Source organism: Pseudomonas asuensis (assembly GCF_014646755.1).
Taxonomy (GTDB): Bacteria; Pseudomonadota; Gammaproteobacteria; order Pseudomonadales; family Pseudomonadaceae; genus Chryseomonas; species Chryseomonas asuensis.
Map to the genome: position 1 here is coordinate 57012 of NZ_BMNW01000015.1, position 12542 is coordinate 69553.

12 protein-coding genes are annotated in these 12542 nt (G+C 53.1%); 5 read left to right on the forward strand and 7 right to left on the reverse strand.

From position 1 onward, the window contains the following. Positions 1-76 precede the first annotated feature (76 nt). The gene (locus tag IEX86_RS22430) at positions 77-934 is read right to left on the reverse strand and encodes a LysR family transcriptional regulator (RefSeq protein ID WP_229685453.1); all 858 of its coding nucleotides are present in this window, start codon (positions 932-934) and stop codon (positions 77-79) included. Between the two features lie 86 nt (positions 935-1020). Here IEX86_RS22430 and IEX86_RS22435 point away from each other — a divergent pair, with 86 nt between their 5' ends. Both IEX86_RS22435 and IEX86_RS22440 read left to right on the forward strand, forming a co-directional pair. Further along, complete coding sequence (locus tag IEX86_RS22435) at positions 1021-1398, forward strand: carboxymuconolactone decarboxylase family protein (RefSeq protein WP_188868388.1); 378 nt, start codon at positions 1021-1023, stop codon at positions 1396-1398. After that, complete coding sequence (locus tag IEX86_RS22440) at positions 1391-2584, forward strand: alpha/beta fold hydrolase (RefSeq protein ID WP_188868390.1); 1194 nt, start codon at positions 1391-1393, stop codon at positions 2582-2584. Before IEX86_RS22435 ends, IEX86_RS22440 begins: the two co-directional genes overlap by 8 nt. 142 nt (positions 2585-2726) lie before the next feature. Here the strand turns inward: IEX86_RS22440 and IEX86_RS22445 are convergent, their stop codons facing one another. The 4 genes from IEX86_RS22445 to IEX86_RS22460 all read right to left on the reverse strand — a co-directional run bounded on the left by IEX86_RS22445 (position 2727) and on the right by IEX86_RS22460 (position 6701). After that, positions 2727-3656, reverse strand: coding sequence for an alpha/beta fold hydrolase (locus IEX86_RS22445; protein WP_188868391.1), 930 nt, complete (start codon positions 3654-3656; stop codon positions 2727-2729). A 133-nt stretch (positions 3657-3789) separates the two neighbouring features. Beyond that, a complete protein-coding gene (locus IEX86_RS22450; protein ID WP_229685454.1) occupies positions 3790-4437 on the reverse strand; it encodes a ferric reductase-like transmembrane domain-containing protein in 648 nt (215 codons plus the stop codon). Positions 4438-4650: 213 nt separating this feature from the next. Continuing rightward, positions 4651-5964: an ATP-binding protein gene (locus IEX86_RS22455; RefSeq protein ID WP_188868393.1), complete on the reverse strand. Its 1314-nt coding sequence runs from the start codon at positions 5962-5964 to the stop codon at positions 4651-4653. Then, positions 5961-6701, reverse strand: a complete 741-nt coding sequence (locus IEX86_RS22460) for a response regulator (protein ID WP_188868395.1) — start codon at positions 6699-6701, stop codon at positions 5961-5963. The genes IEX86_RS22455 and IEX86_RS22460 overlap by 4 nt, the downstream gene beginning before the upstream one ends. A 286-nt stretch (positions 6702-6987) precedes the next feature. Here IEX86_RS22460 and IEX86_RS22465 point away from each other — a divergent pair, with 286 nt between their 5' ends. The 3 genes from IEX86_RS22465 to IEX86_RS22475 all read left to right on the forward strand — a co-directional run bounded on the left by IEX86_RS22465 (position 6988) and on the right by IEX86_RS22475 (position 8938). After that, complete coding sequence (locus tag IEX86_RS22465) at positions 6988-7251, forward strand: DUF2790 domain-containing protein (RefSeq protein WP_188868397.1); 264 nt, start codon at positions 6988-6990, stop codon at positions 7249-7251. Positions 7252-7302: 51 nt separating this feature from the next. Continuing rightward, entirely contained in the window at positions 7303-7626 is a 324-nt protein-coding gene (locus IEX86_RS22470; RefSeq protein WP_188868398.1) for a hypothetical protein, read from the forward strand. Positions 7627-7705: 79 nt separating this feature from the next. Further along, positions 7706-8938 (forward strand): cytochrome c biogenesis protein DipZ, encoded by a 1233-nt coding sequence (locus tag IEX86_RS22475; protein ID WP_188868400.1) that lies wholly within the window; start codon positions 7706-7708, stop codon positions 8936-8938. A gap of 506 nt (positions 8939-9444) precedes the next feature. On the opposite strand, the gene IEX86_RS22480 is transcribed toward IEX86_RS22475, so the two are convergent. Beyond that, a complete protein-coding gene (locus tag IEX86_RS22480) occupies positions 9445-11520 on the reverse strand; it encodes an SWIM zinc finger family protein (protein ID WP_188868402.1) in 2076 nt (691 codons plus the stop codon). Next, positions 11517-12440 (reverse strand): VWA domain-containing protein, encoded by a 924-nt coding sequence (locus IEX86_RS22485; RefSeq protein ID WP_229685455.1) that lies wholly within the window; start codon positions 12438-12440, stop codon positions 11517-11519. Before IEX86_RS22485 ends, IEX86_RS22480 begins: the two co-directional genes overlap by 4 nt. Between the last annotated feature and the right edge of the window lie 102 nt (positions 12441-12542).

Here is a 12542-nt window from a genome sequence, read left to right on the forward strand (position 1 = left end):
ATACCGATGCTGCAAGCTAGGAAAGGGGTCAGGTCTACCATAACGGCCACTATGCAGAATTAACCCTTTAAGGCAACTAATATTGGGGTGATAGCCTTTCTTCGGCCGCCTCGATAATTGATACAACCTCTTCATAAACGCGGCGGATTCTTTTAGTGGCCGTTTGCGCATGGCCTACTAGCCATAACGGCTCAGACATATTGATGTCTGTAGGAATACGTATGAGTGTGTCGGCGAGAAAACAGGGAAGAATTCCAATCCCTACTCCAGCCTGAATGGCGGCACGTTGAGCCTCCAGTTGAGTAGTCCGTATATCAGCTTCGCGTCCCGTCAACTGTTTCAACCAGCGTACCGCAGGCAAGTCGAAATCCCTTGTCCAACCGACCATTCGAGCAGTTGCCAGATCTGTCGTAGTACCTGGAGCGGCATAAAGGCCATAGGACATCAAACCCAATCGTCTTCTGGTCAGCGCACCACGTTCAGGAGGGACTAGCCGTAAGGCAATATCGGCTTCGCCACGGGCAATACCAACAGTACGCACTCCTGTAACAAGCTCCAGTTCCAGGGCGGGATGCTGACTTAGAAGGGGCTGTAGAGCAGGCCAAAGGATATGAGTTGCGATTGTTTCTGGAGCAGCCAGTCTGACAACGCCCGCCATATCTGTACCCTGTACATCTGTGCGTGCACGAAATTGAGTAATAGCCTCCTCCACACGCTCCGCCTCCGCTTCCAGCGCACGTCCGTCATCAGTAGGTGTATAGCCACTGGCATGTCGTAAAAAGAGGGCAGTGCCTGTGTGCCGTTCCAAGGCACAGATACGACGTCCAACGGTTTGGATACTAACGCCCAAATACCGTGCTGCTCCGCTTAATCCTCCGCAGCGAATAGTTGCCAGGAAATAGCGAAGATCATTCCAGTCCAGCTCGTTTTTCATAATAGGAAAACTGTCTTCCAAGTTTGTCTATCGGTACTAACCTCTGTCCTGCGTCATGATCTCAGCTCGTCTCAGGAGATAAAAGCATGACATACGACAGGTATACGCGTGGACTTGCCCGATTAGCAGAGGTTGATGGCGACGCTGGCCAGCGAGTAATTGACGGGCTTGCAGATCTGGCTCCAGATCTAGGCCGTTATATCATCGAATTTGGGTTTGGCGATGTGTACAGTCGCCCCGGCCTGGATCTTAAAACTCGGGAGCTGGCAACTGTTGCAGCCTTGGTCGCGATGGGAAATGCTCGCCCACAACTTGACGTACATCTCAAGGCCGCACTAAACGTAGGCGCCTCTCGGGAAGAGCTCATAGAGGTCATTATCCAGATGGCATTGTACGCGGGTTTCCCAGCTGCCCTAAATGGAATTGCCGCGCTTGGGGCAGTAGAGGCAATGAACCATGCCTGAACACACAGAACTGATCCAGCGCTATTTCAGGGCCTTCGCCGAGGCCAACATTGAAGGTGCGATAGCGTGTATTCATGCTGAGGCAGTGTGGCATATCGATGGTGATCCAAGTGTTGTAACCGTTGGAATCATTCGTGGCCGAGAGGCGGTACGCGCATGGCTGATACGTTTTCCTCAGGGATTCCGTCCCTTAAATTTTTCCGTTGACCGCTTCCTGACTGACCAGAATGACGTTATCGCTATTGGCCGCTTCCGCCATAGGGTGCTACCTCATGAGAGTATCGTAGATAGTGACTTTGTCATCCGCTTTACAATCCAGGACGGGTTGATTATTCGGTATCAGATATTTGAAGACACTCTTTTAATTGCTCAGGCGCGAGCAAGTGCCGCAAAGGCACGCACAACACGGCTCAATGGTACGCTTTACGGATGGGATGACGTAGGCCAAGGAAAGCCTGTAATTTTTCTGCATGGTCTGTTTCTAGATCGAAGCTTTTGGCACAGGCAACTACAAGAGCTTGGAAATCGGCGGCGCTGCGTGAGCTTTGATATGCCCGGACACGGAATCAGTACCTGGCGCACCGGACTTACGCTGGATGGGATCGCCGAAGACATTGGGCTGTGGCTGGAAGAAAATAATGCGACTCCAGCTACGATTGTTGGCCATAGTCAGGGCGGAATGATCGCATTGCGCCTGGCTGCAAGGTTTCCACAGCTAGTGGATCAATTGATTCTCGTGAATACATCCGCTCAGGCTGAGCCACCAGAGCGCTTACCTAAATGGCGCAAGTGGCAAGATGCGTTGCTCGGTTGCGACGAGGAGCGTAGTGCAATGTTTAATGACATTCAAAGATTGACGACATCAGCTGAATGGTTAGCCTCTCATCCCAACGAGGCTCTGAAAGAGCATGCCATCATGATGAAGCATACGCCGCCGCTCTTGAGTGCCGCTTTGAGCGCTGCCGTTTTCGAGCGAGACGATACAAGAGATTTACTTGCTGACATTACCCCTCCAGTAACGGTTCTTTCTGGTGCCCTGGATCAGGCAACGCCACCAACGCTTGGAAAAGAGATCGCAGTTTCCGTCCCGTTTGGGCGAGCCATAACCATTAATGATGCAGCCCATCATTTGCCTGCTGAGGCACCAGAGCAAGTGACTAAGGTCATTCTTGGCGACTGGATTTAACTGGCATTCGCTTCGTCGATTGATGATGATAAAGCGAGGCGTCCGAGTAACGCCGCCTGCCAGATCGTTACCTCGGTAGTAGTCGAGCAAGCTTGCTTGCGTCTCCAGCAATAAAGAAACCCCGCTTGCGCGGGGCGGTGGGTCACTGTTGCTGGAGGAACGCTAACAGATCTTTATTGAGTCGGTCCTTGTGCGTATCGGCCAGACCGTGTGGCGCACCAGGATAAACAATTAACTTGGCATTTTTTACCAGTTTGGCGGCGGTATTGGCCGAGGCATCTATCGGCACGATCTGGTCGTCGTCCCCATGTACGATCAATGTGGGTACGTCGAACTTGGCCAAATCTGGGCGAAAGTCAGTGGCTGAGAAGGCTGCAATTGAGTCATATGTATTCTTGTGGCCAGCTTGCATGCCTTGAGCCCAGAAGGAATCGACTAGCCCCTGCGAGGGCTTGGAACCAGCACGGTTGAAACCAAAGAACGGACCAGAAGCAATATCACGATACAGCTGCGAACGATTTTCTAACGACGCTTTGCGAAGACCATCAAATACCTCAATAGATAGGCCGCCGGGGTAGTCGTGAGTTTTAAGCATCATGGGAGGAACGGCACTGATAAGGGCTGCCTTTTTGACTCTTTCGGTACCATGCCGGCCTATGTACCGTGCAACCTCTCCTCCACCGGTTGAAAAGCCAACCAGGGTGACGTCATGCAAATCGAGCGTTTTGATCACCGTGGCCAGATCATCAGCATAATGATCCATATCATTGCCCTCCCAGGGCTGACTAGAGCGACCGTGGCCACGTCGATCATGTGCGATAACGCGATAGCCTTTGTCTGCAAGGAACAGCATCTGTGATTCCCAGCTGTCCGAGTTCAGCGGCCAGCCATGACTAAACGTAACGACCTGTCCAGTCTTCGGCCCCCAATCCTTATAGTACAGCTGCACGCCATCCGGAGTCGTAATGTAGCTCTGGGCATGCGTGGGCGGTGCCTCTGCGAAGCTGACGTCTGATGCCAATGCAGCAAAGGCGGCGCTAGCAGCTATTAGTGTGTTGGTGATTCTGTTCATCTATGGTTCCTCGGTTTGGGCAATCGGAATGATCACTTTGAAAAGCACTAAAAGAGGTGGCATATCTAAGGCTTGCAACTTCGTTACTAGCAGTCGTTGTCGACGCTGATATGTCAACGCTTGTTGTATGTGTTCAGGATGCAGAGGCAGCTTGACGTACTGATGTCTGTTTAACCTGGCTGCGCCTGCTGGCGATGGCCAACTTGCCAACCAAACGGATGGCCACGGCAGCACAGATGATCCCAAAGGGCAGCACGTACCAGGCGCTCATGGGTATGCGCTTGAAGTTGGAAAAAGCGAATACGGCGACAATGACCCAAAGCCCGGTGAGATGTAGTACCTTCCAGGCTTTGGGTCCCAGCAGGCGCGCTGGACCTTTGAATGAGGTCAACGCCATTAGCAGGATGAATACGTATCCGGTGGTCCCTGGGATATTGTCTATTACGGTGCGCGCCGGCCAGAAAATCGTGTTCAGCTGCCCATAGGCATAGATCAGTACGGCATGGATGAAGTGGGAAAAAGCAAAAGCAAGGCCGATAAAGCGCCGTTCACGGACGAGCGCTTTTGAAAAGGGCGTAGGCACCAGGATGGCAAAGGCCGATGCGGTAAAAGCGACCAGGAAGAGCATGAAGGAAGAGCGTGCAGTGGCACGTATAGCGCTGCGCAGCCCCTCGACAAGGTCGGGCTGTAAGGCAATGGCCATGGCGCTCATTACCACAATCAGCGCTGCGATTAGGCCGAACAGCTGCCAGCCCCGGAGGCTATTTAATTGAACTTTCATCGCAAGGTCTCCTTTGGGAAAGGCTTTTCCATTCGGGTATCCGATGGCGAGCCGACAGGGAGAAGTCTTGCAGGGGTGTGTATACCGGCTATGTCTGGAACCGGCTGTTATGCATGTTTGTGAGTATGTGTATGCGCTAGATACAGTAGCTTACAAAGCTGTATCTAGTTGAATGCCTTTAAAGGGGCTGCGCTTGATGCACAGCCAGTTAACTTACTTATTGGAACCAAGATTAAGTGTGACGCAGAGACCGCCGCCTTCCCGATTGCTTAAACTCAGTGAACCGCCAATAGCCATGGCTAATTGCTGAGCGATAGCCAAGCCCAGGCCCGCACCGCCAGTGCTGCGATTGCGAGAGCTTTCCACGCGGTAGAATGGCTTGGTCACCTCAGCCAGAGCGTCCTCTGAAATGCCCGGGCCGCGGTCCAGTACGCTGATCGAAACGCCGGTGCTGGGGTTGCCAGCAATGATCACTTCGGCGTTGCCTGCATACTTCAATGCATTATCCACCAGGTTCACCAGTATACGACGCAAGGCATGGGGCCTTGTTTCGATAACCAACCCGTTCTTGCCGGAGAGGCTGACCTCCTGACCTGTGTCCTGGTAGTCGAACACGAGGCTGTCGAGAAAGGAGTCCAGGTTGATGCGGCAGCTGGCTTCGGTTGCGCCATGAATACTGCGGGCATAGGCGACGCCCTCGCGGACCAGGTGTTCGATCTCGTTAAGGTCGTTGCCCAATTTGTCTTTCTCTGCTGAATCGTCCATGAACTCTGCGCGTAGCTTCATGCGCGTGATGGGCGTCTGCAGATCATGCGAGATGGCAGCCAGCAATTGCATGCGCTCCTTTAGATAATCGGCGATGCATGCCTGCATGGTATTAAAGGCTCGGGCAGCATAGGCCACTTCACGGGGACCGTTTTCATTCAGCTGTACGGGGGGAGCGTTGGGGTCGAGGTTCTCAACTGCTTTAGCAAGATGGCTAAGCGGGCGGATCGCAATCCGTACGGCGAGCCACACACAACCGATCATTAATAGGAGTTGGCAGAGCAGCACGAGTGGTAGCCACGGCGACAAGGGTCTAACCGAGGGACGCACATCAATGGTGACGGGGCTGCCATCGGAGAGTTGCAACTGGGCCTGGAAATGTTCGCGTGGGCCAGGGATCTCAACAAAGGTCAGGTCATAGTCGCGGCCCAGGGAGGCTTTGAGAGAATGAGCGACAGTGGCCGCGAGATTGTCTGAGATGAGCGGAACACCGGGATAGTGTTCGCTAAGCAGGTAGGTATAGTTGCGGCGCTGTAACCGTTTGGTCCACTCGGGGCGTTCAGCAGCGGGCAGGCGATCAAGGATGGCAATGGCGGTGGCTGTGTCGTTTTCAAAATTGCCCAGCATGGCCGTCTTGGTGCTCTGATACCGCTCGTAATACTGCGCTCCGAATGACAATGCCTGAGCCAGTATCAGGCCGGTCAGAAAGATCAGCCACAGCCGTGAGGCCAGTGTGCGTGGCCAATGCAACGCAAACCTCATACGCGCTCCTCAAGCATCTCGACCGAAAAGGTAAAGACGTAACCTTCGCTGCGCACTGTCTTTATATAAGCGGGCTCACGCGCATCATCTAGCAAGCGCTGGCGAAGGCGGCTAACTAGAAGGTCAATGGAGCGATCGAACAAATCTGCATCACGGCCTTGGGTCAGGTTGAGTAACTGGTCACGGCTGAGTACCCGTTGTGGGTGATCAAGAAACACACGTAACAGTCGGTACTCCGCGCCGCTGAGGGCAACCAGCGTGTCGTCTTCATCCAGCAGATGGCGGGCAGTAGTGTCGAGCCGCCAACGGCCGAACCTGAGCAGGCGACCACTTTCGGTAACGACCAGGTTGGGCGGCAACATTCGTGTACGACGCAGCACAGCATTGATGCGTGCAAGCAATTCGCGTGCAGCAAAGGGTTTGGTCAGATAATCATCGGCACCCATTTCCAGGCCAATGATGCGGTCGGTCTCGTCGGTGCGTGCGGTCAGCATCAACACAGGGGTGGCCTTGTGCTTGCCAACACGTAGCTCACGGCACAGTAATAGGCCATCGTCGCCCGGCATCATGATATCGAGCACAATCAGGTCGACCTGATTGGTTTCAAGAAAGGCCCGCATCTGGCGACCATCTGCAACTACAGTAGTACGCAGCCCGTTCTTGTTTAGATAGTTACCAACCAGCTCCCTGATCTCGCGATCATCGTCCACGATCAAGATGTGATCGACATGCTCCATTACCCGACCTCCGATGTGCGTACATGGACTGCCCAATGTGGCGGTGCCCCCGATGCCTGCTCGTGGGCTCCCTCAATCTCTAGCGTGCCGAGTATATAGCTGCCTGCAAGGCGGTGGTGAATGTATCGCTTTGTATCTCAACCCGTCTCTGACACGTAACGAATTCAATAGCGGTTTTCTCGACACAGTAGCGATACGTCACGGGCATTTAATGGATTTCATTGAGGCAACACGATCCGCCTCGATTACGGCACGACACCTATCCATTGAATGAGAGGAAACGACCATGAACTTCAAGTCTATCTCTGCTGCATGCCTGATCACTGTTCTGAGCGTTGGCGCACTATCTGCCACGGCACAGGCCAATCCAATAACCGAAACCTACTCCTATGGCGACCATCTGGACATCAATCAGGTGATATCTCTAAACGAGGACGACGGTCTTGGCTGTGGTGTAGTAAATGCTCAGATGACCTATCTGGATTCCTATGGTGAGAAGCGGATCCTGGCTTATAGCAAGTTGGCCACGAGTTGCAACGATGGCAGCTGATGCTGCCGCCCGTTCACTCACCTTCCAACTACTGTGCAGATAGGCTCCCTCATGAAGAATCTGAAGACTTATTTAACCGCTCTTGCCTTCTCGCTGGCCGGAGTGGCCGTTCATGCAAATGCCGCCAGTGATAACCAACAAGGCGTCAGTGGAATCTGTTTCCAGCTTATCGAATTGGTTGGTAAAGGAGCGTTTCATTCACTGGCGGAGAACGGCTTCGACCGAACGAGGCTGGGAAAGCATCTGGAGCATTCAAACGGTAGCTTTAGCCGCCCCCTGGAAAGTGTGCAAACCAAGGGACTCGCTTCCGATGGTCTTATTCGAACGCCATTGGGTCGGCAACTCTATCCGAATGTAACAGCCATCCAGGCTTGAACCACAGGATCAGCGTGAATGATGGCAACGTCAGTACACCAATCAATACCCGCTGATCCATAAACCTTTAGGTAAAGTTATGCTTCTCATCGCCTTTCTGGGAGGGATGCTCACGGTTCTCAGCCCTTGCATACTTCCTGTAGTGCCGTTTCTATTTGCGGGTGTAAGCCACTCGCGAGCTTCTATCTTTCTAGTGCTAGGCGGAATGGCATTGACCTTCGCCCTAGTAGCGAGCCTGGCGGTTGTTGGTAGCGAATGGGTGATATATGCCAACCTGGCCGGTCGTCATATAGCCTTGATGGTTTTAATGTTGTTTGCCCTATCGTTGATTTTTAGCAGGGTGGGCTCATGGATGGCAACGCCCTTTGTCATGCTCGCAAACCGTATCAATCCCTCTACACGTAGAGTCAGCGGTCCGCTGGCATCAGTCATGGTAGGGGCAGCCACGGGCCTGCTTTGGGCGCCCTGTGCAGGTCCTATTCTCGGAGCAATTCTCTCTAGCGCAATACTGCAGGGAGCAAATACCAGGACCAGCCTGCTGTTGCTTGCCTACGGTTTAGGCAGCGCTAGCTCCTTGAGAATACTAATCGTTGCCGGACAAGGCCTGGTTGCACGTTTGAAACCTACGCTTCCAATAGTTTCCTGGTTGAGACGCGGAACTGGTTTTGCGGCCTTGCTGGCAGCATTACTGATTGCCAGCGGAGCGGACCGAAAGCTTTATGAGCAGGCCTCATCTGAACACAGCAATAGAATCGAACAAAGTGTCCTGGAATATGCGACAAAAGCTATTGGTTTTCTGGTCAGCAAGGCCAGTGCTATCTCGCTCACAGAGCAGCAAGATAGCGATCGTATGCCATCGCTTGAGGGAGCAGTTGAATGGCTGAATTCTGAACCATTACGTACTGAGTCACTGCGCGGCAAAGTAGTGTTAGTAGATTTCTGGACGTACGACTGCATCAACTGCCAGCGTACCCTGCCTTATATAAAACAGTGGGCAAAGAAATATGAGAAGGAAGGATTGGTAGTTATTGGTGTACACACCCCGGAATATCCCTATGAAAAGCTGATCAGCAATGTGCGACGCAAAGTAAAGGATCTGGGTATTTCCTACCCGGTAGCTATCGACAACAATTATAAGATCTGGCGAGCGTTCAATAACCAATACTGGCCTGCTCATTACTTTATTGATGCAAGGGGCCGGATGCGCTTCAGCTACTTTGGTGAGGGACGCTATGAAGATCAAGAGCAGGTCATCCAGCAGCTATTGCAAGAGGCCCGCTCCGATGAAGCCTTTACTGTACGGCAGAACTGATAGCCCTGGCATTTGCGAGGCGGCTTCAACCGTCTCCTTGGGCTAGTAGAGTGGGAGCAATAGTCATCGTTTTCTGGTAAGGCCGGCATCATCCGCACCAATAACAGCTTCAGTTAGACCAAACGCTCAGGATGCTGCTCTACACTACGAACCCATAACTCTCGTCTTTTCTTACCTTTTTGCTCTTAAGCCAAACTCAATCCTAGAGCAATCGCCCTGTAGTTAATGTGCCAGAAACTACTGGTAACAGCAGAAGTTCTGTCTACGCTTGTGGCAACCACAAACACTGCTATAAAGACATTTGTACGATCTAGTAGATCTGGTTGCCATTGTCAGGCAAGTTCATTAACGGCCCCTATACCATGAGCCAAATAAGTCAGCTATTCGGCTCTTGAAGTGAGCCAAATTTGCTAAGTAATGAAAAAGTGTCAATGCTCTGCACGTCAACGACTAATGCCGACCAGCGAAACCTTTAGCAAGCTACTTATGTCTTGTGTGATCTGCTTTTAATCTCTTTCATTCCCGACGATTACCTGTTCATACTGCATGATGCAATACCCGGCCCGCATCAAGTTGGCGGCTATGCTTGCCTGAGTATCTCGATAGAACGTTGTGAGCCCTAGAGTTTTGAGTCTTGCAATCCATGTATCCAACTGTTGCGCAATGATCGCCCCATGACTTGCGCCTATACCCTTCTCAACCTGACAAGTTATCCAGTGACGAAACTCGAGCAGTACCCCGGGTAGTTGTATCAAACGGTCAGAGCCTATATGTGGCTGATGCGGGATAGTGGTGATTGGAGACACCTCGTTGTGACCTGGCTTGAAATACAGTGAACTGATCGCCTCTGTGGTATTACCTTTGTTGCTATCGATAAGCGTGATAGGTTCTGCTACCAGCCCTCTGGACGTATACCGATACTTGACTACCAGTAGAAGCCCTGGTGTCCAAGAGTGACTTGCGAGCCGCTCAAGCTGCCTTATCGCTTCTGCGGTGTAGCGATTGTACTGTAGCTCCAGATACAAGCGCTGGTGCATGTCGTCTAGCACTGGCCATACAAGCGTCTGCCGGGTATCGTCAAAATAGCTGGCCTCGACCGCGGCAGGTGCGACAATAGCCCACTGGGTGGTTACATCGCGCTCTGCCAGCAGACTTTTTTGCTGGAGAGGACGTGATGGTTGTAATGTGGACCATCTTTGGCAAACAGGCAGTTGTCCTGGCAGGATATCTGCCGATACCTCCTGAACGGTGGCGCGTATACTCGCGGCTGCAGACAGCCGCCCAGCCTCGCTAACCTGCGCATTGGTCAGAATGATACGCCTACCGGTTGCCTGCTCTGGTGTTCCCAGGCCAGTCCATGGTCCTGCCATCCGATAGCGCAGCAAGGGATCAAAGCCCCGCTGTAGCGTACGGGCGTCACTATAAGAAACGTAGGTCTGGTGGCTAATACACCAGAACAGCATGGTCAGCCCTGTAAAGCCTGATTCGGTTTGCCATGGATAAGCCCCTAACCCCAGCATGTCCAGCGTCCCAGCTGCTTCATAGCGTTTGCGAGCCTGGCCGATCAAATGCATCGGCTCAGCCTGAGCCTGCAGAGACTGCTCCAGCGCCGCGGACAGCCCAAAGGTCAGGCATACCTCTGCGAATAATGCATGCTCATCGGCTGTAGCGCTGCGATAAAGCAGGCGTTGAATGTGGTCAGCCTGTCGATGCAGGAGCCTTGCCAAACGATGATAGCCCGTGGCCTGAGCCCATGTAGAAAGGGCTTCAAAACGCTGCTGTATGGCCGAGGACAGATGCGTCAAACCCAGGTCCAGGCAATCACACAACAGTGTCCTTACACTGCTCAGAAGCCTTGCACGAGACAATTGCTGGTCATGCTCTTCCCCTGCTGGCCTTCCACTCGCAACCTTGTCGGCTGGTAGGGGTGTAAGCTCGATACCCTGCGCTCGTTGATAGGCAAGTACCGCCGCGACCTGATACCTTTCCAGTGGAATCAGGTTTACATCCGCGACCAAATTTTCTACTGCTCCGCCCATGAAGCGGAACGTAATCCTGGGTCGAGTAAACTCGATTATAACCTGCCGCTCACCAGACAAGCGCACTTCATGTTCAAGATCCAGTTCCTGCGCGTACTGCCAAGCCCACCGAAATCCAGCCCTGCCGGCATGGCTGATCAGCGCCTGAGCAGGATAGTCAAGGAGGGCCTGTTGCAGCTCTCCCAGTAGTGCATTCGGCTCGGGTACTGCCAGTTCTTCACTGCCCGGGCTGGTGATCTCCTCCTGAACACCTACAGCGGCCCATTGACGCTGTAGAGCAACAACGGCGGCAAGGATATGCTGGCATATCCCGGTTGCCGGGCAGCTACAGTGAGCCTGGCCAATTCCCCGCATATCCATCTGGATACGTTGCACTCCCAGGATAACCTCAACACTGTCCCCTCCCTTGGCGTCCCATTCAACGGTAAGCGACTCGAGGTCCTTATGGGCTCGTCTGAGTAGCCCCCGGCTGGCCAGTGCCACAAGGGTGTCATCGTCCAGGCGGGCAATGTACGCCCGCAAACGCTCCGGAATAGCCTTCACGACGTTACCTCCACCAGCCACTGGGCCAGGCGTTTAGGAGTCAGCGCCGCGATTTCCATGCCGCATTCATTCAGTCGCTGCGCCATCTGTCGATCATACGAGGGCTCCGCCTGTCCATCCAGGGATGCAAGACCCAGCAGTTTCACACGTGCCTCATAAAGCGAATACACCGTGCGCAAGAGCTCTCCTGGTGGTGCTCCCTCCATAAAGTCACTGATGAGTACCACCACGGTACGGTGCGGATTTTCGATCAGTTGCGCGCAATAACGTATCGCCTGACCAATATCGGTTCCACCTCCTAGTTGAACGCGCATCAGCATCTCAACCGGATCGTCCAGATGGGCGGAAAGATCTACAATGGAAGTATCAAATACCACTACCTTTACTCGGAAGGCTGGCAACCCGGCCAGGATTCCAGCCATGACAGCACTGTGAATCACCGAGTCAACCATGCTACCGCTCTGGTCGACGCACAAGATGATGTCCCAGGGTAGCCGCCGGGAATTACGCTCAAAAAACAGGAGCTGCTCTAGGACCAGTTGTTGCCCCTGGACATCATAGTGTTTGAGGTTTCGTCGAATGGTGCCACGTACGTCAAAGTTCTGCGCTACGACCAGTGGGGAGTGGCGAAAACGATTTAAACGACCCGAGAGTACGGGGCGGACCTCAGCACTGAGTTTTTGCCTGAGCTCATCAACCACCTGCCGAACGATACGGCGAGCCGCGATCAACACGTCCCCATTCAAATGGCTGCGCAGTGACAGTACAGTGCGCAGAAGAGCCTGGTTAGGCTCTAGTCGCTCAAGCGTCTGGGGATCCATAATGAGATCTGTAAGCCCATAACGATCCAGTGCATGCTTTTCTATGACTTCCACGGTTTCCTGTGGAAATAGTTCCCGAACCTCGTTCAGCCATGTCACTAGGTGTTAGGTCCCGGGAAGAAGGGGTTTGGGTCGGTTAAAAAGAGCTGTGGCTGTTTATGCCATTGCCCGAGGATAAAGCCAATCGGTGTTTGCCCTTTC